Source organism: Roseateles amylovorans, assembly GCF_025398155.2.
Classification (GTDB): Bacteria; Pseudomonadota; Gammaproteobacteria; order Burkholderiales; family Burkholderiaceae_C; genus Roseateles; species Roseateles amylovorans.
In genome coordinates, this window is sequence record NZ_CP104562.2 from 4,698,766 (window position 1) to 4,722,956 (window position 24,191).

A 24,191-nucleotide genomic window follows, 5' to 3' on the forward strand; every position below is an offset into this window, starting at 1 on the left:
TTACAGCTTCATCTCGAGGGCCATGCCCACCATGGTGCGGGAACCGCGGTCCGCATAGGTGTAGTCGCCGCTGGCCACCGTCGTCAGACGGGTATTGCCCAGCGGGGCCAGATTATTGGCCGAGACACGCAAGGACGTCTTCGGACTGAAGGTCCATTGGGCGAAGAAGTCCAATTGCCGAGACCGCCACTGATCCAGCGTCTGACGCTCGGTCTGCTGCGTGCTGTAGCCCGGCGTGTAGACCAGGGTGGAGCCCACCGTCAGGGGCAGCCCGGAGAACCGGTAGTCGAAGCCCAGGGTGCCGGACCACGGCGGCTGCTGGTCCAGCCGGTTGTCCGGACCGGACAAGGCCTTCACCCGGGACCGATACACGCTCAGCGCACTGCGCAGGTTCAGTGCGGTCTTGGGGTCGAAGAAGATCGGCATCAGCTCGCCAGCCCGGCCCTTGAGCTCCATCTCGATGCCGCTGGTGGTGGCGCGGGAGATGTTGGTCGGCCGCATCACATAGCGCGGCACCGGCACGATCGCGGTCGGCGCATCCAGCGTGGTGACGTTGCGGATCAAGTTGTTGATGTTGCGATGAAAGAAGCCCAGGCTGAACAAACCGCCGCCCGCCATGTAGCGCTCGTAAGCGATGTCGATGCCGGTGGCCAGCTCGGGCTTGAGCAACGGGTTGCCGACCCGGTCCGGGGCGAGTTCCTCATTGGTCTGCGTCTCCAGCGGGTAGTTGCTGTTGAGCGCGTACCGTCCCATCAGTTGGCCGATCTCAGGCGACTTGTAGCTGCGGGTCAGGCTGGCGCGCACCATCTCCCGGCCCTTGGGATCGAGCTTCCAGTTCAGGTGCAGCAACGGGCTCAGCACGCTGCTGCGGTTGGTCACGTCCACGCCGATGCCACTGCTGGTGGTGGCGACGTGCTCGCTGCGCAGGCCCAGCGAGGCCGACCACAGCGGATTGATCTCCCACTCGTCCTGCACGAAGAAGGCACGTCGGTCGATGCGCGCGGTGAACGCCTCGCCGTTGACCGCCGGCAACTGGCCCACGCCCGCCACCGTCGTGGTGCGAGTTTCCTCACGGCGGCGCCATTCCAGGTCCCAGCCGACGCTCAGGGTATGGTCCTCGCCCAGCAACTGGCTGAACTTGCCGGCCTGGGTCAGCCCGCGGTCGGTGTTGCCGCCAATGGCACGCACCGGCGTGACCGCGTTGAACATCCGGTTGTCCCAGCTCGCCTTGGCGTTCTGGGCGCCGGCCTTGAGCTCGAACTTCTGGGTGTCGTTGAAGCGTTTGCTCCACTGGGCGTTGGCACGCAGCATCTGCCAGGTGCCGTCGTTGTCGGAGCTGTTGTCCAGCTTTGGACTGTTGTAGGTGCCGCCGTTGACCACGCGGGTGTCGCTGTTCCACTCGCCGCGCTGCGCAAAGCCCTGCAGGGTGACGGTCTCGTCATCGCTCAGTCGCCAGTTCAGGCGCGGCGAGCTGTTGAAACCGTGGCCATGGTTGCGGGTCTGCGCATGCTGGGCGGCGACGACCGGCTGATCGTTCTCGTCGGTCCCGGGGCGGCGCAGATCCAGCTCTTGACGGTTCAGCCACATGAAGCCCGACACCGGCAAGGTGAACGAGACCGGCCCGACCTTCTCGCTCAGGGTGAACGTGCCGGAAGGCCGCGGGCTCTCGATGTTGTAGCCCGCCCCCAGGCGCAGCTCGCGCTGCGACAGGCGCGGCGGCTCCTTGAGGATCACGTTGATCGCGCCGGCCACCGACTGCGCGCTCTGGTCCGCCGTCGCGCCCTTGGTGACTTCGATGCGCTCGATCTGCGCGGGATCCAGCTGGTCCAGCTTGAATCCCGGCGGCGCCGGATCTCCATTGATCAGCACCAGGGTGTAGCCGTTGCCCAGCCCGCGCATGCGCACCGCGCCATCGACCATGCTGATGCCGGGCAAGCGCTTGAGCACGTCGGCCACATTGGTGTCACCGTACTTGTCGAGCTCGTCGCGTCCGTACACCTGCTTGGCCACCGAGGCCTTGCGGCGCAGGTCGTTGTCGGACTGCCGGCCCCCGGTGATCTCCACCCGGTCCAGCCTGCGGGACGGGGCGTCCCCTCCCGGCGGGCCCTCCTGGGCAAATGCGGGCGACAAGGCCGTCCATCCGGCAACAGGCAGGCAGGCGAGCAGACAGGCCCGGGCAATGGCGTGGGTCTTCAATGGGGGCTCCAGGGATCAGAGGATCAGAGGATCAGAGGATCCGGGAATCCGGGAATCCGGAAATAAGGACTCGATCGGGACGCAGGGTATGTCGGCGACGGCGGCGCGTCGTCGCCACTGCGACCAGCTGCGAATTCCGGGGCGCCAGATGCAGCCCGACGCCACGAACCGGGAATCATCGCCGCGTGTCATGACCTCGCTGCGGCGATCCACCCCGTCAGCGCCATGCGCCGGCCCGATCCGTGAACAGGTGGACAGCCAGGGGGTCAGAAAACGGGGCAGGCTGTGGGCTGAATGCAGAAGCGGCGGACCGCCCACGCGATCCGCCGCTTCCGGCCTGAGACGTCCGCTGGACAACGTGCGGCAGCGCCGCCGTCGGCCAGCGATCAGCAATCAGCGCGCGCCAAGGTCAAGGGCAGCCATGCCCCTGCCCTTGAATCCGTCAGCGCTTGAGCTTCGCGAAGGCCGCTGCCATCGCACTGCCCGCGGCCGGCGCCGCGGCGGGTGCCTGACGCGCCCCGCCCTGCCGCTCGTTGCGGCCGGCGGGACGGAAGGCGTTGTCTCCGCCCTTGCCGGCGCCTGCGCGCGGCGCGGCGGCATCCAGCTTCATCGTCAGCGAAATGCGCTTGCGGGCCAGATCGACCTCCAGCACCTTCACCTTGACGATGTCGCCGGTCTTCACCACTTCGCGGGCGTCGTTGACAAACTTGTTGGCGAGTTGGCTCACATGGACCAGGCCGTCCTGGTGCACGCCAAGGTCCACGAACGCACCGAACTGCGCCACGTTGGACACCGTGCCTTCCAGCACCATGCCTTCCTTGAGGTCCTTCAGGTCTTCGACGCCATCATTGAAGCGGGCCACCTTGAAGTCCGGGCGCGGGTCGCGGCCCGGCTTCTCCAGCTCGCCCAGGATGTCCTTGACGGTGATCGCACCGAAGCGCTCATCGGCGAAGGCATCGGGCCGCAGCGCGCGGATCACGTCGCTCTTGCCCATGATGTCCGCGATCGGCCGGCCGACCTGGCTGAGGATGCGCTGCACCACCGGATAGGTCTCCGGATGGACGCCGCTCATGTCCAGCGGATTCTCACCGTCGCGGATCCGAAGGAAACCGGCGGCTTGCTCGAAGGTCTTCGGGCCCAGGCCGGCCACATCCAGCAATTGCTGCCGATTGCGGAAGGCGCCGTTGGCATCGCGCCAGCGCACGATCGCATTCGCCACGCTGGCCGACAGGCCGGACACCCGCGACAGCAGCGGCGCCGAGGCGGTATTCAGATCCACACCGACCGAGTTCACGCAGTCTTCCACCACGGTGTCCAGGGTGCGCGCCAGTTCGCTCTGGTTGACGTCATGCTGGTACTGGCCCACGCCGATCGACTTCGGATCGATCTTCACCAGCTCCGCCAGCGGGTCCTGCAGTCGACGGGCGATCGACACCGCGCCGCGCAGCGACACATCCAGCTCCGGCAGTTCCTTGGAGGCGAATTCCGAGGCCGAGTACACCGACGCCCCCGCCTCGCTCACGACCACCTTCTCGATCATCGTGCCCGGCGCCATCTGCTGGATGCGCTTGATCAGGTCCGCGGCCAGCTTGTCGGTCTCGCGCGAGGCAGTGCCGTTGCCGATTGCGATCAGGTTGACGCCATGGGTGGCACACAGGCGGCCCAGGGTGTGGATCGAGCCTTCCCAGTCGCGCTTGGGCTCATGCGGATAGACGGTGGAGGTGTCCAGCACCCGACCGGTGTCGCTGACCACCGCCACCTTCACGCCGGTGCGGATGCCCGGGTCCAGGCCCATCACCACCCGCTTGCCAGCCGGTGCGGCCAGCAGCAGATCGCGCAGGTTCTCGGCAAACACCTTGGTGGCGACCTTCTCGGCCTCCTCGCGCAGGCGGGCGAACAGGTCGCGCTCCAAGCTGAGCGAGAGCTTGACCTTCCAGGTCCAGGCCACCGTCTTGCGGATCAATTCATCGCCGGGGCGCTTCGCATGGCTCCAGCCCAGATGGCGGGTAATGCGGCCCTCGGCCAGCGAGGGCTGACCCGGGACGACTTCTTCGTCCAGCGCCAGCTTTGCGTCCAGGAATTCCTGGGTGCGACCGCGGAACACCGCCAGCGCGCGGTGCGACGGCACGGTGCGGATCGGCTCCGCATAGTCGAAGTAATCGCGGAACTTGGAGATGTCGGGATGGTTCTCGTCCTTGCCGTCCATCAGCTTGGACTTGAACAGGCCCTCCTCCCACAGCCATTCCCGCAGCTTGCCGATCAGCACCGCATCCTCGGCCCAGCGTTCGGACAGCAGATCGCGCACACCGTCCAGCACCGCGAAGGCATCGGCGAAACCGGCGTCCGGGTTGAGGAAGGCGGCGGCTTCGGCCATCGGATCCAGTGTGGGATCCGCGAACAGCTTGTCGGCCAGCGGTTCCAGGCCGGCTTCGCGGGCGATCATGCCCTTGGTGCGGCGACGCGGCTTGTAGGGCAGGTACAGGTCTTCCAGTTCCTGCTTGGTCGGCGCAGCGGCAATCGCGGCCGCCAGTTCCGGCGTGAGCTTGCCCTGCTCCTCGATGCTCTTGAGCACCGCTTCGCGGCGGTCCTCCAGCTCACGGAGATAGGACAGGCGCGCCTCGAGTTCGCGCAACTGGATGTCGTCGAGGCCGTCGGTCGCTTCCTTGCGGTAACGGGCGATGAAGGGCACGGTCGCGCCCCCGTCCAGCAGCTCGACAGCGGCATTGACCTGCGCCGGGCGCACATTCAGCTCGGCGGCAATCTGAAGCAGGATCTTGTCCAAGACAACTACGGGCCCGTGGCCGGGCCATGAGGCACAAAGGAGCGCGGAAGTTTGCCATCATTTGACGCCGGTCCGGCCCATCACGCGTCGCAGGAGGTTGCAGATCGCGTCGGCGCGGCCTGCGGGCCCGCGCCGGCACATGGCGCCGGAAACGACGAATGTCAGGTCAGATCGGGCGGACGTGGACGCGGCACGAAGCCGACCTGCAAGCCGAAAATCTTCACCACCTTGTTGAGGGTCTCGATCGTCGGATTGCCGACATCGCGCTCGATGGCCCGATGTTTGGCGAACTCGGGCTGGGTCAACCGGCTGCTCTTGCGCATCAGCTTGACCGCTTCACCGATCGTGACCTCGCCCTTGGCGACCTTGCGGTACATCTCATCCCGCAACTCCCGGTCGCGGTCTCGATCGACGTGGCGGATGCGCTTGTCCATGGCAACGCCGGGTCAGGTCAGTCGGGACAATTGCTGCGCCTGGGGCCCCAGCGCCACCGGTTGCGGGTTGTCCGAAAAGACATAGTCGCTGAGGTAGTCGAACCGGCTACCAGTCCGACGCCGCCTATTCTGCCCATCAAGATAGTCAAATCAGCGCATCCGACGCCAGCCGCAACCTAGGCCAGAAACGCGGCAGCGCCCTCCCCGGCCACCAGGCCACTGGCCATGGAGGCGGTGAGCAAATAGCCGCCGGTCGGCGCTTCCCAGTCCAGCATCTCACCGGCGATGAACACGCCGGGGCGGGCCTTGAGCATCAGTTGGGCATCCAGCGATTCCAGCCGGACACCGCCCGCCGTGCTGATGGCTTCAGCCACCGGACGCGCCGCGCGCAAACGCAGCGGCAGGGCCTTGAGCGTGCGGGCCAGGATCGCCGGGTCGGCGTATTCCTCTTTGGACAGCACCTCATGCAGCAGCCCGGCCTTCAGGCCCTCGATGTTCAGACGGCTCTTGAGGTGGGACGACAGCGAACGCGAGCCCCGCGGATACGCCACCTGCTCCACCACCCAGTCGGTGTCGCGTCCGGGCAGCAGGTCCAGATGGACGACCGCCTCGCCCTGGCGCTCGATCGCCTCCCGCAGCAGCGCGGATGCGGCATACACGAGCGAGCCTTCGATGCCGGTCGCGGTCACCACGAACTCGCCTTGACGAGCGAAGCGGCGACCTTCCACGCCCTCGGCGCTCAGCGCCACCGGCTTGATCGGCTGTCCGGCAAACTTCTCGGCGAAAAACGGTGACCAGCCGGGCGCGGCATCCGCCGCCGCATCCAGGCGGCGGGGGCCCAGATCGAAGCCACAGTTGGCCGCGCGCAGCGGCGCAACCTCAGCCCCCACGCCGCTGAGCAGCGGCGCCCAGGCGCCATCGGACCCCAGTTGAGGCCACGAGGCGCCGCCGAGCGCCAGCACCACGGCGTCCGCGCGGCTTTGGTGCTCACCGTCCGGTCCTTGGAAGCGCAGGCCGCCGTCGTCGGTCCAGCCCAGCCACCGGTGGCGCATGTGGAAGCGAACGCCCTGCCCCCGCAGCCGCGACAGCCACGCACGCAGCAGCGGTGCTGCCTTCAGGGACTGGGGGAAGACGCGGCCGGACGTGCCCACGAAGGTCTCCACGCCCAAGCCCGCCGCCCAGGCCCGCAGGGCTTCGCCGTCGAAGCGGTCGAGCCAGGCGGCGACATGCGGTTGGCGTTCGAAGAAACGGGTGTCGAAATCGGGGCGGACTTCGGAATGGGTCAGGTTGAGGCCGCCCTTGCCGGCCAGCAGGAACTTCCGCCCCACCGAGGCCATCGCGTCATACAGGTCGACACTCACGCCCGCCTGGGCGAGGCGTTCCGCCGCCATCAAGCCGGCGGGGCCGCCGCCGATGACGATGACATGGCGAGGAGAATCAGAAGTGGTCATGGCGAGGGTGGGGAACTGCGAAAGGCCGGGCAGTGTGCCAGACCTTGTTCCAAGGAACGCAAAGGACCGGCACGAGGCCTCCAGGCCGCGGGGTGGGCCGCCCTTTTGACGTCGGTCCACGACGGTTCACAACGACCAACGACGGCCGACGACCGCCCACGGCCGGCCGGCTTCCCGAGATCCTCTCGCTTTCGAGCGAATGACGCCAGCGCCCCGGCCCGCCTCAGCCCGCCGCCGGCAGTTCCAGCGTGAAGCGACTCCCCTGTCCGCTTTCGCTGTCCACCAGGATGCGTCCGCCCATGCGCTCCACGAGCTGCTTGCAGATGACCAGCCCGATGCCCGTTCCCGGCTGATCCACACGACCCAGGCGGTTGAACGGCTGAAACAGCTGCGACCGCTGGTCGACCGTCATGCCCAGGCCGTTGTCGGCCACCTCGATCAGGAAGCCGCGCGGCGCCGCCTCGGCACGCACCGTCACCCAGCCGCCCCGGCGGTTGTACTTGATCGCGTTCGAGATGAGGTTGTGCAGCACCTGCTCGAGTCGGATCGGATCCGCCTGGACCTGAGGCAGCGTCCTGCCCTCGTCCGGCGTCATGCCAATGCGCAGCGCCACGCCCGCCGCCTCCGCCGCCGGCTGTGCCAGCTCGACACAGCGGCGCAGCAGCGGCCCTGCCTGCACCGGCAGCGATTGCACCGTCAGCGTGTTGGACTCGACCCGCGACAGCAGCATCATGTCTTCGATCAGAACCAGCAGATGGCGGGCCGCGTCGTCGATGTGCTGCACCCGCATCTGCTGCAGCTCGTCCAGCGGCCGTTTCGGATCACTCGCCAGCAATTGGCTGAAGCCCAGCACCGCATTGAGCGGCGTGCGCAGCTCATGGCTGGCCTGCGACAGGAACTCGCTCTTGGTCCGGCTCGTCACCTCGGCCAAGGCCCGCGCCTGGTCCACGTCCTGCAGCCGGATCCGCTCCGCCAGCTCCCGCTGGAGTTGCTCGCCCCGCACGCGCACCTGGCGCTGCAGGGCCCGATTCCACAACAGCACCACCGCCAGGCCCAGCACCACCGCCGCCAGGGCCAGGCCGACGGCCCACAGCGCCCGGCGCTGCCAGCGCATCGCCTCGGTGTCCTGCGTGATCCATCGATCGGCAATCGCCTGCCGCTCGCCTTCGCCGATGCGCAGCAGCGCCTTGTCGAGGATGCGGCCCAGCATCGGCCAGTCGCGTCGATAGCCGATGCCCAGCGCATAGGCGTAGCCGATGTCGTCCACCACCCGCAGATTGCCGATGCCGTCGCGTCGCATCAGGTAGGTGGCGCCGGCCAGATCCACCACGGCGGCGCTCACCTCGCCACCGGCCAGACGGCGCAACACCGCGCGGTCATCGGCCTCCACCTGCAGCGGATTCGTCGCATAGCGTTCGCGCAGGAATTCGGCCACCGCATAGCCGCGCGCCACGGCCACCGGCTCGCCGGGGCGCAGCGGGCCGCTGTCGTCACCGGCACGGCGCAGCAGCACCGCCGGCACCTGGATGTAGGGACGGGTGAAACCGAGCGTCTGGGCACGCTCGGGCGTCTCGCGCAGCGACATCAGCAGATCCAGTTCGCCTTCGGCCAGATCAGCCAGGTTCTCGGCAAAGGTCTGCGGCGGCTGGAATTCGAAGCGCAGGCCGCTGAGCTCGGACAAGCGTCGCGCGTAATCCACCGACAGGCCGGTGATCCGACCGTCGTCATCCTGGTAGCTGAACGGCCCGTACATGGCCGAGCCGCCCACCCGCAGCACCGGATGCTGCGACACCCAGGCCCGCTCTTCGGGTGTCAGCCAGTCACGCGGATCCGCATGCCCCTGCGCGGCCAGAGACAGCCACAGCACCGCCGCCGACATACCGATCGCCAGCAAGGCGAAGGCGCGCAGCAGCAGGTGTTTCAAGGAGGGGCGCAGGGCGATGACCACGCCTGAATTCTGGTCCCGGCCGCCCACCGCGGGAGGTTCGTACAACCCGCATCCGGGGGTGTCGGCCGATGGAAAAAGTCACACCGAGCCGTCCTTCGACACGCCTACCCACCGCGGCGGCCGCGCTGCACGCGGATGGTGCGCGCCGCGGCGGGGTGCGTTCGCCTCGCCGACTCAGCCGCGCAAGGCCTGGCGCAGTTGCGCGCCGATCTCCGGCTTGTCCTGGAACGGATCGGTGGGATTGCGGGCCTGCATCACATCCTCCAGCCGCGTCTGCACGGCGTGCAGCGCCTTGGGATGGCTGAAGATGTAGAAGCGCTCCTGCGACATCGCCTCGAACACCATCCGGGCCACATCGGCGGCGCTGACCTTGCCCGCGCTGACCGCCTTGTCGGTCATCGCCTGCGAGATCAACTGGCTCTTCGTCGGCGCCGAGGCTTCCAGCGCTTCCGGCCGATTGCGATGGCTCTGGGTGATCCCGGTCGGCACGAAGAACGGACACAGCACCGAGCACCGCACCTGATCCGTCACCAGCGCCAGATCCTGGAACAAGGTTTCGCTGAGCGACACCACCGCATGCTTGGACACGTTGTAGACGCCCATGTTGGGTGGATTCAGCATGCCGGCCATCGACGCGGTGTTGACGATGTGGCCTTCCCAGCTCGGGTCCGCCTTCGCCGCCTCCAGCATCATCGGCGTGAAGAGCCGGACGCCGTGGACGACGCCCATCAGATTCACGCCCAGGACCCATTCCCAATCGCGCAGGCTGTTTTCCCAGATCAGCCCGCCCGAGCCCACACCGGCATTGTTGAAGACTACATGCGGCGCGCCGAAGCGTTCGCGCACGGCATTGGCCAGCGCTTCCATCTCGTCGGCCTTGGCCACATCCACGCGACGTGCCAGCACCGGATGCGCAGCGAACTCCGCCGCGGCTTTGTCCAAGGCGTCCGCCTGCACATCGCAGAGCACCAGGTTCATGCCGTGAGCGGCAGCGATCCGTGCCACCTCCAGCCCGAAGCCGGAGCCGGCGCCCGTGATCACCGCCGTCTTGCCTTGAAAGTTCTTCATGCTGTGGTCTCCGCCTTCAACGCATAACCGATGCGGGGAAAGTGCACCTGCACCCGCCCCGCCCGTTCGTCGTCACGAGCGATGGTGACGCGGCGAGGGTCCAGTCCGACCAGCTCGCCGGCCACGGCATCGCGCGCATAGTCCATCGGCGTGACCGTGACCCGGTCGCCCGCCGCAAATCCCAGCCCGGCCACCACCGTGGTCGACACCGGTGTGGCACCGCGCGCCAGGTCGATCGCCTGCGCCCCGTCCAGCTTGCCCGCTCGCTCGCCGTAGCCGATGGCCGCCACGCGGGCCATCCAGGCTTTCAAGGCTTCATGGCGGGCGAGGATCTCGGCCTGTGCGCCGGCGCGGGTCACGAACCAGAGCGGGTGATAGACGCTGAGGTCGGCGATGCTGGTCTGCTCACCCAGCAGCCACGGGCGGCCATCGGCCAGCATGGCGCTGAGCCAATCCAGGTATTGCGTCAGGGCGGCGGTGGCATCCGGCCCGCTCAGCCGGGGCATGCCTTCGCTCATGGCGCGGCGGTCCTGCACAAACGCCGCCAGCATCTCGGGCGGTGCACCGGCAAACAGCGCCGCCACACCGGCCGGTTGCATGGCGTATGGCAGCGCCGTCCAGAACAGGTCGGTGTCGGCCCACTGCGCCAGCGCCCGCGCCTGGCCGGCCAGCGCCGCCGGAAACAGGCTGGGCGTGGGCTGGCGGGCCTCCAGCACCTCGGCGATCAGCGCGGTGTCGCAATAGATGTCGGCCCCCACCTGCAGGAAGGGCGTGCGGCGGTAGCCGCCCGTCAGGGCCACCACATCCGGCTTGGGCTGGATCATCGGCACGGTGACCGACTGCCAGGCCAATCCCTTGAATCCCAGCATCAACCGGGTCTTCTCGGCAAAGGGCGAACTGCCATAGTGATGCAGGATCAGATCGCTCGTTCCAGCGCTACCGCTCATGTCGACTCCCTTCGCATGTCGATGTGGGGAATGCCGTCCTCGTCATACACCTCCGAGATCGGCGTGAAGCCGAAGCTGCCGTAGAAGTCGCGCAGATGCGCCTGGGCGCCGAGTTCGATCGCGCTCGACGGCCACAGGCGCCCGCAGGCCGCCAGGGCCTGCTGCATCAGGGTGCGCCCCAGGCCGCCCCCGCGGGCGGCCGGCGCCGTGATCACCCGCCCGATGCGGGCCGCGCCCTCACCCAGCGATGGCGGCAGCAGGCGGGCATAGGCGTGCAGTGCACCGTCGTCTGTTCGTCCGCACAGGTGCCAGACGCGGTCATCCAGCCCGTCCGGATCCAGATAGACGCAGCGCTGCTCCACGACAAACACCTCCGACCGCAGCCGCATCAGCTGATAGAGCGATGCGGTGGTGAGCTCGTCGAAGTGCTCGCAGGTCCAATGCAAGGCCGACATCAGATCAGCTTGACCAGCTGCTTGCCGAAGTTGCGCCCCTTGAGCAGGCCCAGGAAGGCCTCGGGGGCGCTGTCCAGGCCCTGGGCGACCGTCTCGCGGTACTTCAGCTTGCCGGTGGCGACCAGCGTGCCGAGCTCCTTCAGCGCCTCAGGCCAGACCGCCATGTGTTCGGACACGATGAAGCCCTCGATCTTCATGCGATTGACCAGGATCAGCTGCGGCGCGGTCATCGGAATCGGCTCGCCGTTGTAGCCGGCGATCATGCCGCACATGGCCACGCGGCTGAACGGGTTCGCACGCAGCATCACCGCATCCAGGATCATCCCGCCGACGTTTTCAAAGTAGCCATCGATGCCCTGCGGGCAGGCCACCTTGAGCGCGGCCGACAGCGATCGCACATCCTGATGCTGCTTGTAGTCGATGCAGTCGTCGAAGCCCAGTTCTTCCACCACATACCGGCACTTCTCGGCACCGCCGGCAATGCCCACCGCCCGCGCCCCCCGCACCTTGGCCAGTTGGCCGACCGCGCCGCCCACCGCGCCACTGGCGGCACTCACCACCACGGTCTCGCCGGGCTTGGGATCGATGATCTTCACCAGGCCGTACCAGCCGGTCACGCCGGGCATGCCCACCGCGCCGAGGTAGGCCGACAGCGGCACATGCGTGGTGTCGACCTTCTGCAGCACGCCGCGCTGCTGGGCATCCACCACCTGGTACTCCTGCCAGCCGCCCATGCCAACGACCGAATCGCCTACCGCGAAATGCGTGTTCTTCGACGCCACCACCTCACCGACGGTGCCGCCGATCATCACCTCGTTCAAAGGCTGCGGCTGCGCATAGCTCTTGCTGTCGTTCATGCGACCGCGCATGTACGGATCCAGGCTGAGGTAGTGATGGCGCACCAGCACCTGACCCTCGCTCAGTTCGGGAATGGGGATATCCACCCGCTTGAAGTTCTCGACGCCCGGCTCCCCGGTGGGTCGCGAGGCCAACTGGATCTGACGATTGATGTTGCTCATGGCGGTGTTCCTCTGAAATCTTGGGACCAACGCGCATTCGACCATGTTCCGGGCCGGATGCATGGTCGCTGGCGCGACAGCCCCGCCCGTGACGCGCGCCATGCCCCGGATGCAGGCCCGAACCACGAGCGGGACGTCTGGATCGCCCGGCTGCGGCGGCGATCACAGACGCCCGCATCTGCGAAAGCCAGTGTCGGGTTCGACTGCGAACTTACCCCCTGGGCACCGGACTCAATCGAGGCTCCCCACTAGACGGATGTCTCCATGCGTTCCAACCACAGCACAGCCCTTGGCGGCGGGTACCTGTCAGGCCATGACCGGTCGCACGCCGACTCCCGCCACATGCCGGAGACCTCGCCCAAATCCGCCGCTGACGCCAATTCCGCCGGATCCGCCCCGGCCTGCCAGAGCGCCTGCTGCGCCCCCTCACTGGACCTTCAGTCGAACACTGGGATGACGCTGCAGCAAACCCTGGCCCAGGCCCTGGCGCACGCCCAACGTCATGGCCATCAAGCCCCGCGTCAGAGGCTGGATCTGCGGCACTGGCATGCCCGCGAGGTCTCGGCCGTGCCCCGGGACATCTGGCGCCGGCTGGCGGGCAGCGTTGACATGGTGCAAATGCCTCAGGGCTGGACGCCCCGGGATTTCGCCTGGCTGGCCGCGCTCGCCCAGGTCAACATGGTGAGTTGTTCAGACCTGCCGCAGGATCGCCATCCCTTCGACACCCTGCCCCCGCCGGTTCGGGTGGTGATCACGCCGGAACCGCATCCGGATTGGCGCGCGGACCCCCATCGCCACCGACTGTTCCTGAGCACCGCCAAATCGGGCGATCACGCCTACCTGGACGCCCATGCAACGCAGCATCTCGACGCCCAGGCCCTGGAGATGCAACTTCGCAGGGACGGCCTGCCTGAACACTGGCCGTCTCCGCAGCGCTACCAGGATGCCATGGAGGCGGCCTGTCAATTGGTGGATCAGGCCCGCTCCCGGCTTCCTCCCTTTCAGGGCGCCGATGTGCATTGCTGGCCGCTGGATGTGGTGCAGGCGAAGGTGATCACCGACGTGATCGAGCACACGCCCCTGCCGCTGTTGTCGAGCCAGGGGCGGACCGCCTTCCTGGCGCTTCAGCACAACCTGAGGCCCGATTCGAGGATGGAGACGCTGGCGGCCTGGAAGATCCACCTGGTGGACGTGGCCGTCAAAGAGGCGGCGGCCACCTTGCTGCAGCCTGCAAGTGACACGCCGGCGCTCCTGCCGCTGGCCGAGCTGATCGACGTCGCACGCCAGCGCCGATTCGAGACCCGCTCCCCCCCACTGCGGGAACCGCTCGCCGCTCCAGCCACGCCCGAGCGCAGGACCGGCGATGGCCACGTCCGGCAGGCCCAGACGGCGCGACGTCCCCTGATCTCCCGTGCCAACAGCGAGCCGCACCCCAGCACCCAGGTGCGCGCCACCACCATGCCGGCGATGTGGTGGTCTGCGGGTCCACTCCACTTCCCTGCCGCCCCCCATCAGTCGCCGCAGGCCGGTTCCCTGGCCACGCTCTTGCTGCCCCCATTGATCGCCAGAGGATTGGGACTGCGACCGAGCTCGCGCGTCGGCAGTGGATCACCAGGCAGTCTCTCCACCGAGTCGGCACCCCCCACCCCGCCAACCGCGCCGTCGGCCGGGGGTCCCCACCAACGATCCCATCCACTCGCAGGTCTGGAGGGCGGCGCCCTGTTCGCTCGGCCAGCGCGCATTCAAAGCCACAGCCTGGAGGCTCCTCGGCAGGACCAGGGCTCGCTCGCCCCCTCAGAACCAACGAAGGAGGCCCCGCGCAGCGGCCCAGCGAGTGCGGGAGCCCAAAACCCGGACACCCCACCGCCGACCACGCCGAAGATCGCGGCGTCCGCCTCGGCCAGGCAGCGGTCGAACCCGGTCGGACCCGCGCGCGAAGCCCGAACCGACGCCGACGCGGGCAGCCGCCGCAGTGGGGACCTCATGCGCCGGCTTCAGAAACTCTTGTCGCCCATGCGATCAAGGCGTGACACGCTGGGCGAAGAATTCCTGGCACTCCCGCCGTTGCCAGCGGCGAAGCGCCTCTCGCCATTCCCCTCTCCCTCAAAGCGACGACCGGACCCGCGCGAGGAGACGGACAACACGCTGGGCACGACGCCCGCCCAAGAGCCCCCACCCCCAACCGTTGACGGCGTTCGCTGACTCAACGGGCCTCCATCCATCGCATCCACGGAGTCTCCATGACCCTCACCGCGCCGTCGCCGACCCTGTCGCCCCCCTCCCCGTTCGGCGCGACGGCTGAGCCCCGTCGCCTCGAATCCACCTCAGCCGCCCTGCAGGAGGTCCTGGACCGCAGCGTTGCCCGGTGGATTACAGAGCTGGATCTGCATGCGTTCACCTTCGCCGAGGTGGCGGCGGCCACCGCCCGATGCTGGCGGTGGCCGGCCGACCACATCAACCTGGTGCGCATGCCCACCGGTTGGTCGCCGAGCGATCTGCATTGGCTGAGCTGGTGCCCCCATGCACAGGTCATCCATTTCGCTGACGTCCCCGCGGACCCACAGGCGTTCGCCGCCCTCCCGCCTCACGTTCAGGTGGTGATCACGCCACAGATCGATCCCCGCTGGCGCGATCCCGCCCATGCGCATCGCCTGTTCCTCGATGCTGCATCGGGAGAGCATGCGGTGGTGGAGCACGCGCAATTGACCCAGATGAATGATCTGAACGGGCTGCTGAAACAGCTGAGGGAACACCAGATCCCGAAGTCCTGGCCCACCGCCGCCCACTATCAGGAAGCCTGGCAGGCCGTTCGCGACCTTCAGCAACAGGCCGCCGCGCGTGAAGGCCTCGACAGTGCCTCCGCAGACCGCGCTGGCGTCGCCCGTTCATCCGTCGCCCGCCTGGGCGTCGACCACGCCGCCGTCGACAGCCAGGGCCCGGTGCCGGTGAGCCCCGCCCAACTCAGCGCTTTGCGACGGGTGGTCTGGCGCACCCCCGTCCCGTTGCTGTCGCCCCACGGTCGGATGACCTTGCTGGCACTGCAGCGGAGCAACTGCCCGGGCAGGAAGGTGGAGCTGCTGTCGCTGCGCGAACTGAACCGGTACGGCATCGCGGTGGACGCTGCGGTGGACGCGCTGGTGGACATCCGCGGCAAGTCATGGGCACCAAAGAGCAAGAACGAGCTGATCAAACGCGCGGGCAATCGGCTGCATGCCTGCCTGGCCCACACACCGGCAGAGCAACAACGACGTGAAGCGCTGGTGGACAGGCCGAGCGTGGCAAGCCAAGCGCCACGGTCAACGCCGCCGTCCCGACCTGCAGATCGAGTACCGGCGCCTGACGCGCCCGCTCCCGCTCGCGATGTCGGCGATCGCCACGTACGGTCCACATTCAGTGTGAGGCCCGGCGACATGGCGCCACCACCGCCGCCGTCGCGTCCGCCCCCACCGCGGCCGCAGCGGCCGGCCCGGCGGCCTTCCAGACCCATTCCCGTTCAGGTAGCTGGAGCGGCTGGAGCGGCTGAAGCGGCTGAACAGTCCGCCGCGTTGGACGCCACGCTACCGATACGGCCCGCACGCCGATCGATATCGGCCAGCCGGTCCTACGCCGTCCTGGATCCCTCCGAGCGAGACCCCTGGGCCTCGCCGCCCTCCGTGCCCCGGACGCCTCACGCGGCCAGGGCCCGCTCCGGCCATCGGGCGGAATCAGTCGTCAGGGTCGGCGCTGCCGCGTACGCCGGGTCCCGGATTGGTAGCGTCGACGACGAGCGCAGCGAGACCGATGTCGCGCTCAACCGTCGCGGCGCTGCAATGACTTGAGGCTGCGTCCCTTGCCGGGCAGCGCACGCAAATACTTGAAGGTGCCGGTCGCGTGGGCGCACAGACGCCCGTCTTCGCCATAGACCGAGCCTTCGCAGAAGGCCATCGTGGTGGTCCGATGCAGCAGCCGCCCGACGGCGCGAAGCGATCCCTCGCCGGGCCGCATGAAGCTGGTCTTCATCTCCACCGTGACCACGCCCGGGCCGAAGCCCGGCTGGTCGCGGTGGAGGCTGCGGGCCGCATGCGCCATGGCCACATCCAGCAAGGTCATCAGCACACCGCCATGCGCCACCTCCCAGGAATTCAGATGCGGCTCGCGGATGTGCACCCGCAGTTCCGCCTCGCCGTCCGCCATGCGGACCAGTTCGAAGCCGAGCTGCTGCACAAACGGAATGTGCACCGGGAAGCTCAGCGGGAGGACCTCGGTCCCGGGGGATGACGCGTCAGGCGGAAGGCTCATGGGGCGCAGTTGTATCAGCTTCCGTGCACCGCGGACACGCCGCCGTCCACCGCCAGGATCTGGCCGGTGATGTGCTTGCCGGCCCGGCTGGCGAAGAGCAGCGCCGCGCCCTTGAGGTCTTCATCGTCCCCGATGCGCCGCAGCGGCGCATGCGCGGCCAGGGCGTCCTCGCCGATGTGCGCCATCAGGCCCTGGGTCATCTTGCTCGGAAAGAATCCCGGCGCCAGGGCATTGACGGTGATGCCGTGCACCCCCCACTCGCCGGCCAGCGCGCGGGTGAAATTCACCGCCGCGCCCTTGCTGGTGTTGTAGGCGATGGTCTTCATCAGGCCGCTGTTGCCGCTCAGGCCGGCGATCGACGCCACATTGATGATCCGGCCATGGCGGCGCGGAATCATGCTCTGGCGCGCCGCCTCCTGGCTCATCACGAACAGGCTGCGGATGTTGAGGTTCATCACCTTGTCCCAGGCCTGCACCGGATGCTCCTCCGCCGGCGCGCCCCAGGTGGCGCCCGCGTTGTTGACCAGGATGTCGATCTGGCCGAGCCGCTCCATCGTCTGCGACACGATGCCGCGGGCCTGCGCCTCATCGGCCGCATCCGCCGCGATCCAGCGGGTGTCGATGCCGCGGTCCTGCAGATGGGCCATCGCCTCCTCCAGATCGGCCGCCTTGCGCGAGCTGAGCATGATCTTGGCGCCCGCCTCGCCCAGCGCCTCCGCAATCTGCAATCCCAAGCCGCGGGAACCGCCGGTGATCAGGGCCACCTGGCCGCTCAGATCGAACAGGTCCTGGACCCGTCTGGTGGTGTCACTGCGGCTGTGGCCGGCGCCATTGCCATTGCCATTGCCGCTGCTGCTGTGGTTGTTGCTGTTCATGTCTGTCTCCTGGCGAATGCGCGTCGGCGCTGGTGGATGGGGACTGCGGAATCAGAACCAGCGATCCTGCATCTCGCGGGTCAGCGACTCGCGGCGGGCGACCACGCCCAGCCAGGCGTGGATCTTCGGCAACTCATAAGCGAAGAAGTAGCGCTGCGCCGCTCGCTTGCCCTGGGCGAAGTCGTCCTCGCGCCGGGGCCGATCCGCTGCCGATGGCTCACGGCGTTGGTCGTCGTGCGTGGGCGCAGCTGAGAACGCCGTCCGGACCGCGCCCGCCTCCAGGCTCAGCACCACATCCAGCCAGATCCAGGCCAGCACCGTGTGGCCGAAGGCCTGCAGATAGGGCGTCGCATTGGCAAGGGCCTCTTCCGGCACGCCGGTCGACCACGCCTTCTTCGTCGTGCTGCCCACAGCCGCCAGCGCGGCCGCCAGCTCATTCGACGCCTCGGACAGGCCCGGCACCTGGGCCGCGCGCTGCACAGTGTCGTTCACCCGCGTGGCCAGCGCCATCAGTGCGCGGCCGCCGTCCATCACCACCTTGCGACCCAGCAGATCCAGCGCCTGGATGCCATGCGTGCCTTCATGGATCATGTTGAGGCGGTTGTCGCGCCAGTACTGCTCCACCGGGAAATCGCGGGTGTAGCCGTAACCGCCCAGCACCTGGATGGCCAGCGAGTTCGCTTCCAGACCCCATTCGCTGGGCCAGCTCTTGGCAATCGGGATCAGCACCTCCAGCAGCAGCTTCGCCCCGTCCGCAGCCTCCGGCGGCGCGGTGTGCAATTCATCGACCAGGCGCGCGCAGAACAGCGCCAGGGCCAGACCGCCCTCGACATAGCTCTTCTGCGCCAGCAGCATGCGCTTGACGTCCGCATGCTCGATGATCGGCCGCTGCGGCTGGCTCGCATCCTTGCCCGCCGCCGTCATAGGCCGCCCCTGGGGCCGCTGCCGGGCGTAGTCCAGGCTGGCCTCATAACCGGCATAGCCCAGCATCACGGCGCCCAGCCCAACGCCGATCCGGGCCTCGTTCATCATGTGGAACATGCAGCGCAGGCCGTCACCGGGCTGGCCGACCCGATAGCCCACCGCGCCGGGCTGGCCACCCGGGGTAAAGCGACCCTCGCCGAAGTTGAGCAGGCAGTTGGTGGTGCCGCGGTAACCCAGCTTGTGATTGAGCCCGGCCAGGGCCACGTCATTGCGTTCCCCGGTGAGCTGTCCGTCGATATCCACCAGATGCTTGGGCACGATGAACAGCGAAATGCCTTTGGTGCCGGGCAAGGGCTTGCCATCGGGGCCCGGGATCTTGGCCAGCACCAGATGCACGATGTTCTCGGTGATCTCATGCTCGCCGCCGGAGATCCACATCTTGTGGCCGGTCAGGCGATAGCGCGGACCCAGCGGATCGGCCTCGAAGTCCGCCCCATCGGGCTCGGCCCGGGTCGCCACATCCGACAGCGACGAGCCCGCCTGCGGTTCCGACAGACACATCGTCCCGAACCAGCGCCCGCTGAACTCATTCATCGCGAAGACGCGCCGTTGCGCTTCGGTGCCATGCGCCATCAGCAGGTTGGCATTGCCGTTGGTCAGCATGGCGTAGCCGCTCATGGCCACACTCGCCTTGCTGAAGAAACAGTTCGCCGCCATTTCCACCACGCATGGCAACTGCATGCCGCCATGTGCGTCATCCTGCGCCGCGGACAGCATGCCGGAACCGACATACGCCGCCAGCGCGTCATGCGTGGCCTGTGGCAGGTGGACCCGCTCCCCGTCGAAGCGAGGCTCTTCGGTATCCACCAACCGATTGAACGGTGCAAACTTCTCCCGCGCGATCCGCTCGCAGGTATCGAGCACCGCATCGAAGGTCTCGCGGGAATGGTCGGAAAAGCGCTCCCTGGCATTCAGCTGCTGAACATTCAGCCAGTCATGGAGCAGGAAATCCAGGGTCTCGCGCATGGGGCGCTCCTCTTTGTGTTCCGTCCGAGCTGCGGCGCAGTCAGCCGGCACGCAGGGCTCGGTTCGCAGGCTTGCGAGTGACTCGCGGCAGCGGCGCGACGCCATCGTCGTTGCACCGGCTGCGCGGCGTCCACCGAGCCGATGTCGGAGCGCCCGTGGCGCGCTCCGCTCAGCCGCCCGTCATTCGCCGCAAGTGCCACCGACGCGGCACCGCACATCCGAAGACGGCCTGCAGGCCGTCCCGGCGTCCACGCCCAAGGGTCAAGGGCGGGTCAAAGCACCTCGAAGACGCCGGCCGCGCCCATGCCGCCGCCGATGCACATGGTCACGCAGACCCGCTTGGCACCGCGCCGCTTGCCTTCGATCAGCGCATGACCGGTCAGGCGCTGGCCCGACACGCCGTAGGGATGGCCGATCGCAATCGCGCCGCCGTTCACATTCAGACGGTCCATCGGAATGCCCAGCTTGTCCGCGCAGTACAGGACCTGCACTGCGAAGGCCTCGTTGAGCTCCCACAGGTCGATGTCCGACACCTTCAGGCCCAGCCGCGCCAGCACCTTGGGCACCGCGAACACCGGGCCGATGCCCATTTCGTCGGGCTCGCATCCCGCCACCGCAAAACCGAGGAAGCGGCCGATCGGCGTGAGCCCCTTCTTCTGTGCATAGGACTCGCTGACCATGGCGCAGGCGCCCGCGCCGTCGCTGAACTGGCTGGCATTGCCCGCTGTGACCACGCCGCCGGCCACCGCGGTCTTGATGTCCTTGATGCTCTCGTAGGTGGTGCCCACCCGCAGGCCTTCGTCGATGCCGACGGTCACCTCCTGGGTGATCATGCCCAGCGTCTTGTCCGCCACGCCGCGGGTCACGGTGATGGGCGCGATCTCGTCATTGAACAGGCCCTCCGCCTGCGCCGCACAGGCCTTTTGCTGGCTGCCCGCGCCGTACTGGTCCATGCGCTCCTTGGAGATCTTGTAGCGCTGGGCCACGTTCTCCGCCGTCTGCAGCATCGACCAATAGATCTCCGGCTTGTGCTGCGACAGCCAGCTCTCATGCAGCATGTGCCGGTTGGCCTCGTTCTGCACGCAGGAGATGCTCTCCACGCCGCCGGCCACGAACACATCGGCCTCGCCGGCGATGATGCGCTGCGCCGCCGTCGCGATGGTCTGCAGGCCGCTGGAACAGAAGCGGTTGATGGTCTGCCCCGCCACCGTCACCGGCAAGCCTGCCCGCAGTGCGATCTGGCGCGCGATGTTGCCGCCGGTGGCGCCTTCCGGCGTGGCGCAGCCCATCAACACATCCTCGACCTCGCCGCCGTCGATGCCGGCGCGCGCCAGCGCCGCCTTCACCACATGGCCACCCAGCGTCGCGCCGTGGGTCATGTTGAAGCTGCCCTTCCAGCTCTTGGCCAACGGCGTGCGTGCCGTGGAAACGATCAGTGCCTTGCTCATGTCTGTTGCTCCGGAAGTCGCCGGTGCCGCCCCGCCCGGGCGCCCTCTGCGGGGTCGCCCGGCGCCTGCGGGTGCGGGCGTCGGCTGTGGATTCGTTGGGCTGTGGATGCGATCGGTGGGTCAGTCGTTGAAGCCCTTGCCCTGCTCGACCAAACGGGCCAGCAAGGGCGCGGGCACCCAGAAGCTCGCGTCATCGTTGGGATTGCGGGCGAACCGCTTCATCGCCTGCACGACGTTGTAGAGCCCCACGGTGTCCGCATAGCACATCGGCCCGCCGCGCCACAGCGGGAAGCCGTAGCCGGTCAGGTAGACCATGTCGATGTCGGAGGCGCGCAGCGCAATGCCCTCTTCCAGGATGCGCGCCGCCTCGTTGACCAGCGCGAACACCAGGCGCTGCACGATTTCCTCGTCGCTGATCTTGCGCGGCGTGATGCCCAGCGTCGCCCGGTGCATGTCGATCATCTGCACCACCACCTTGGACGGGATCGCATCGCGCCGACCCGGCAGGTAGTCGTACCAGCCCTTGCCGGTCTTCTGGCCAAACCGGCCCATCTCGCACAGCACGTCGGCGGTGCGGGAATAGCGCAGGTCCGGTTTCTCGATGTAGCGGCGCTTGCGGATGTACCAACCCACATCATTGCCGGCCAGGTCGCCCATGCGGAACGGCCCCATCGCGAAGCCGAAGCGCTCGACCGCCTTGTCCACCTGCTGCGGCGTGCAGCCTTCTTCCAGCAGGAAGCCGGCCTGCCGGCTGTACTGCTCGATCATGCGGTTGCCGATGAAGCCATCGCACACACCCGACACGACGCAGGTCTTGCGGATCTTCTTGCCCATGGCCATCACCGTGGCCAGCACATCCTTGGCCGTGGCGGCACCGCGCACCACCTCCAGCAGCTTCATCACATTGGCCGGACTGAAGAAGTGGGTGCCGATGACGTCCTGCGGCCGCTTGGTGAAGGCGGCGATCTTGTTGACGTCCAGGGTGGAGGTGTTGGTGGCCAGGATCGCGCCCGGCTTCATCACGCTGTCGAGCTGGCGGAACACCTGCTCCTTGACCGCGAGGTCCTCGAACACCGCCTCGATGACCAGGTCCGCATCGCCGATCTCCGCATAGCTGAGCGTGCCATGCAGCATCGTCATGCGCTGGACATACTTGTCCTGCTTGAGCTTGCCCTTGCGCACCTGCGCTTCGTAGTTGCCGCGGATGGTGTTGATGCCGCGTTCCAGCGCCTCTTGCTTGGTCTCCAGAATGACCACCGGAATGCCGGCGTTCAGGAAGTTCATCGCAATGCCACCGCCCATGGTGCCGGCACCGATGATGGCGACGCTGCGCACCGGACGCAGCGGCGTGTCCTCGGGCACATCCGGAATCTTGGCCGCGGCCCGTTCAGCAAAGAAGGCATGGCGCAGCGCCTTGGATTCGGGCGTGAGCATCAGCTGCGCAAACGCCTCGCGCTCGGTGCGCATGCCGTCTTCGAACTTGGCACTCACCGCCGCAGCCACTGCATCCACGCACTGCAGCGGCGCAGGGAAGTGCTTGCTCATGGCGGTGACCGTGTTGCGGGCGAACTGGAAGTAGCCCTGGGCCTCCGGATGCTGCGCCTTCAGATCACGCACCCGCGGCAGGGGCCGCTTCTCGGCGATCTCCATCGCATAGGCCACGGCGCCGTCGATCAGGTCACCGTCGATGATCTTCTGGAACAGCACCTGGCCCGGCACTTGCGCGAGCAATTCGCTGGCCACCGGCTCGCCGCTGACGATCATGTTGAGCGCCGGCTCCACTCCCAGCGCACGCGGCAGCCGCTGGGTACCGCCCGCACCCGGTAACAGGCCCAGCTTCACCTCCGGCAGGGCCACCTTGGTGCCGGGCGCGGCCACGCGGTAGTGGCAACCCAGTGCCAGTTCCAGGCCACCGCCCATGCAGACGCTGTGGATCGCCGCCACCACCGGCTTGGTGCAGGACTCCACCCGGTTGATCAGGGAGATCAGGTTGGGCTCGGCCAAGGCCTTGGGCGAGCCGAATTCGCGGATGTCCGCGCCACCGGAAAACGCCTTGCCGGCACCGGAGATGACGACCGCCTTGACCGCCGGATCGTTCTCCGCCTGCTCAATGCCCTCGGCCGTGGCCTTGCGGGTCGCATAGCCCAGGCCGTTGACCGGCGGATTGTTCAAGGTGATCACGGCCACCGAGCCGCGTACTTCGTAACTGGCACTCATGTGTCTTCCTTCCAGTACTGGTGAGAGGCCTCGCCGCCGGTGTTCTCCGCACCGGCATGTCGATTCAAGAATGTGCCGCTGGCCACCAGCGGATCCGCCCATCCGTCTTGCGCCGACGCCCTCCGGATCCATGTCGGAGAACGCGCCGCCGAGCGCCGAGGCGAAAAGAACGATCGTTCGATTCTAGGCAGGCCGCAGGCGGGCGCATTGTCTCTGCTGTGACAACGCGTCACCAGCCACCCATGCGCGGACGGCGCCCGGCCGGCGAGCCACGGGCGCCGCGGATCCCCGGCGGATCTTCGGAAAGAGGCAGTCGGTCCAGGACGGCCGACGCAGGCCACGCATCATGACGCCGAAAGCCGGCGCGTTGCGGGAAGATGAAGGCGGAAACGACGGACGCACTGGCGTGCGCCACAGGTTCAGGACCGCCAAGGGGGGGTGAGGACGCGCTGCGTCCGTGGCGGCGCGCAGGCGTCGCCACGGAAGTCCCTGAGGACGTGTCAGCGAGTCTCAGCGCAGGCGCGGACGGTCGATCTGCGTCGGCTCGAAGCCGCTGTTGTCGTGCTCGTCCTCGGCGTTGGAGAACATCGCGCCAGGGGCGTTGTCGGACATCAGCAGCCCGTTGGCCACCGAACGCGGACGCGGCTCGATCATCGGGCCCAGCGTGTCCGGCGGGCTGATGGTGTTGGCCGCGCGCCGGCGCACCCGTTCGGCGATGAGGCGCAACTCGGTCAGCTCCAGCTGCAGATGCTCGATCTGGCGCCGCGCCTGGTTGTTCTGCTGGTCCAGCAGTTCACGGGACGCCTTCAATCGGTCGATCAATCGGCGCGACTTGTCCAGTCGACGCGACCACCACCAGCTCACGCCAATGCCGGCGAATGCGAGGCCCGCCAAGCCGGCGGCGACACTCGTCCACGGTTGCACGATATCCATGGCCCGACCTTTCTTTCTATGTTGTGCAATCAATGTAGTCCCGGCCGACACGGTTTTGTCATCCACCCCCCACCCTGATCAGGGGACTCGGTGGCCCCCCGTCCAGGCGCCTCTTCCAGTCGCGTGCGTCGAGGGTCAGGCTCGTCGGGATCCCCGCGGCAGCCCTTGTCGCCCTGCTGCGCGAAGGCGC

The 24,191-nt window shown here is 67.8% G+C and carries 17 protein-coding genes; 2 read left to right on the forward strand and 15 right to left on the reverse strand.

Features of this window, described 5'->3' with window-relative positions; all coding sequences use genetic code 11:
• From N4261_RS19505 to N4261_RS19545, 9 genes are all read right to left on the reverse strand, one after another.
• Positions 1-2,196, reverse strand: a complete 2,196-nt coding sequence (locus tag N4261_RS19505) for a TonB-dependent receptor plug domain-containing protein (protein ID WP_261756927.1) — start codon at positions 2,194-2,196, stop codon at positions 1-3.
• Between the two features lie 442 nt (positions 2,197-2,638).
• A complete protein-coding gene (locus N4261_RS19510) occupies positions 2,639-4,978 on the reverse strand; it encodes a Tex family protein (protein WP_261756928.1) in 2,340 nt (779 codons plus the stop codon).
• A 161-nt stretch (positions 4,979-5,139) separates the two neighbouring features.
• Entirely contained in the window at positions 5,140-5,412 is a 273-nt protein-coding gene (locus N4261_RS19515) for a helix-turn-helix transcriptional regulator (protein ID WP_261756929.1), read from the reverse strand.
• Between the two features lie 176 nt (positions 5,413-5,588).
• Positions 5,589-6,863 carry a BaiN/RdsA family NAD(P)/FAD-dependent oxidoreductase gene (locus N4261_RS19520; protein WP_261756930.1) on the reverse strand — a complete coding sequence of 425 codons (1,275 nt, stop codon included), beginning with the start codon at positions 6,861-6,863 and terminating at the stop codon, positions 5,589-5,591.
• A gap of 223 nt (positions 6,864-7,086) precedes the next feature.
• Complete coding sequence (locus N4261_RS19525; protein WP_261756931.1) at positions 7,087-8,856, reverse strand: ATP-binding protein; 1,770 nt, start codon at positions 8,854-8,856, stop codon at positions 7,087-7,089.
• Positions 8,857-8,985: 129 nt separating this feature from the next.
• Positions 8,986-9,879 (reverse strand): SDR family oxidoreductase, encoded by an 894-nt coding sequence (locus tag N4261_RS19530; protein ID WP_261756932.1) that lies wholly within the window; start codon positions 9,877-9,879, stop codon positions 8,986-8,988.
• Positions 9,876-10,826 (reverse strand): glutathione S-transferase family protein, encoded by a 951-nt coding sequence (locus N4261_RS19535; RefSeq protein WP_261756933.1) that lies wholly within the window; start codon positions 10,824-10,826, stop codon positions 9,876-9,878. Before N4261_RS19535 ends, N4261_RS19530 begins: the two co-directional genes overlap by 4 nt.
• The gene (locus tag N4261_RS19540) at positions 10,823-11,281 is read right to left on the reverse strand and encodes a GNAT family N-acetyltransferase (protein WP_261756934.1); all 459 of its coding nucleotides are present in this window, start codon (positions 11,279-11,281) and stop codon (positions 10,823-10,825) included. Before N4261_RS19540 ends, N4261_RS19535 begins: the two co-directional genes overlap by 4 nt.
• Positions 11,281-12,300 (reverse strand): NADP-dependent oxidoreductase, encoded by a 1,020-nt coding sequence (locus tag N4261_RS19545; RefSeq protein WP_261756935.1) that lies wholly within the window; start codon positions 12,298-12,300, stop codon positions 11,281-11,283. The genes N4261_RS19540 and N4261_RS19545 overlap by 1 nt, the downstream gene beginning before the upstream one ends.
• Before the next feature lie 453 nt (positions 12,301-12,753).
• On the opposite strand from N4261_RS19545, the gene N4261_RS19550 reads away from it, so the two are divergent.
• Entirely contained in the window at positions 12,754-14,502 is a 1,749-nt protein-coding gene (locus N4261_RS19550; RefSeq protein WP_261756936.1) for a hypothetical protein, read from the forward strand.
• A 38-nt stretch (positions 14,503-14,540) separates the two neighbouring features.
• Complete coding sequence (locus N4261_RS19555; protein WP_261756937.1) at positions 14,541-16,118, forward strand: hypothetical protein; 1,578 nt, start codon at positions 14,541-14,543, stop codon at positions 16,116-16,118.
• Here the strand turns inward: N4261_RS19555 and N4261_RS19560 are convergent.
• From N4261_RS19560 to N4261_RS19585, 6 genes are all read right to left on the reverse strand, one after another.
• Positions 16,090-16,578, reverse strand: a complete 489-nt coding sequence (locus N4261_RS19560; protein WP_261756938.1) for a PaaI family thioesterase — start codon at positions 16,576-16,578, stop codon at positions 16,090-16,092. The two genes, N4261_RS19555 and N4261_RS19560, sit on opposite strands and share 29 nt — an antisense overlap.
• A 14-nt stretch (positions 16,579-16,592) precedes the next feature.
• On the reverse strand, positions 16,593-17,453 hold the full coding sequence (locus N4261_RS19565) for an SDR family oxidoreductase (protein ID WP_261756939.1): 861 nt from the start codon (positions 17,451-17,453) through the stop codon (positions 16,593-16,595).
• Positions 17,454-17,504: 51 nt separating this feature from the next.
• The gene (locus tag N4261_RS19570) at positions 17,505-19,403 is read right to left on the reverse strand and encodes an acyl-CoA dehydrogenase (protein ID WP_261756940.1); all 1,899 of its coding nucleotides are present in this window, start codon (positions 19,401-19,403) and stop codon (positions 17,505-17,507) included.
• A 272-nt stretch (positions 19,404-19,675) separates the two neighbouring features.
• Complete coding sequence (locus tag N4261_RS19575) at positions 19,676-20,851, reverse strand: acetyl-CoA C-acyltransferase (protein WP_261756941.1); 1,176 nt, start codon at positions 20,849-20,851, stop codon at positions 19,676-19,678.
• A 120-nt stretch (positions 20,852-20,971) separates the two neighbouring features.
• Positions 20,972-23,068, reverse strand: a complete 2,097-nt coding sequence (locus N4261_RS19580) for a 3-hydroxyacyl-CoA dehydrogenase NAD-binding domain-containing protein (RefSeq protein WP_261756942.1) — start codon at positions 23,066-23,068, stop codon at positions 20,972-20,974.
• Between the two features lie 510 nt (positions 23,069-23,578).
• The gene (locus N4261_RS19585) at positions 23,579-24,001 is read right to left on the reverse strand and encodes a hypothetical protein (protein ID WP_261756943.1); all 423 of its coding nucleotides are present in this window, start codon (positions 23,999-24,001) and stop codon (positions 23,579-23,581) included.
• Positions 24,002-24,191 lie beyond the last annotated feature (190 nt).

Coding starts and splice junctions, on each gene's coding strand:
- N4261_RS19515 (WP_261756929.1), bottom strand. CDS start 5,412: ATGGACAAGCGCATCCGCCACGTCGATCGAGACCGCGACCGGGAGTTG.
- N4261_RS19520 (WP_261756930.1), bottom strand. CDS start 6,863: ATGACCACTTCTGATTCTCCTCGCCATGTCATCGTCATCGGCGGCGGC.
- N4261_RS19530 (WP_261756932.1), bottom strand. CDS start 9,879: ATGAAGAACTTTCAAGGCAAGACGGCGGTGATCACGGGCGCCGGCTCC.
- N4261_RS19535 (WP_261756933.1), bottom strand. CDS start 10,826: ATGAGCGGTAGCGCTGGAACGAGCGATCTGATCCTGCATCACTATGGC.
- N4261_RS19540 (WP_261756934.1), bottom strand. CDS start 11,281: ATGTCGGCCTTGCATTGGACCTGCGAGCACTTCGACGAGCTCACCACC.
- N4261_RS19545 (WP_261756935.1), bottom strand. CDS start 12,300: ATGAGCAACATCAATCGTCAGATCCAGTTGGCCTCGCGACCCACCGGG.
- N4261_RS19550 (WP_261756936.1), top strand. CDS start 12,754: ATGACGCTGCAGCAAACCCTGGCCCAGGCCCTGGCGCACGCCCAACGT.
- N4261_RS19555 (WP_261756937.1), top strand. CDS start 14,541: ATGACCCTCACCGCGCCGTCGCCGACCCTGTCGCCCCCCTCCCCGTTC.
- N4261_RS19560 (WP_261756938.1), bottom strand. CDS start 16,578: ATGAGCCTTCCGCCTGACGCGTCATCCCCCGGGACCGAGGTCCTCCCG.
- N4261_RS19565 (WP_261756939.1), bottom strand. CDS start 17,453: ATGAACAGCAACAACCACAGCAGCAGCGGCAATGGCAATGGCAATGGC.
- N4261_RS19570 (WP_261756940.1), bottom strand. CDS start 19,403: ATGCGCGAGACCCTGGATTTCCTGCTCCATGACTGGCTGAATGTTCAG.
- N4261_RS19575 (WP_261756941.1), bottom strand. CDS start 20,851: ATGAGCAAGGCACTGATCGTTTCCACGGCACGCACGCCGTTGGCCAAG.
- N4261_RS19580 (WP_261756942.1), bottom strand. CDS start 23,068: ATGAGTGCCAGTTACGAAGTACGCGGCTCGGTGGCCGTGATCACCTTG.
- N4261_RS19585 (WP_261756943.1), bottom strand. CDS start 24,001: ATGGATATCGTGCAACCGTGGACGAGTGTCGCCGCCGGCTTGGCGGGC.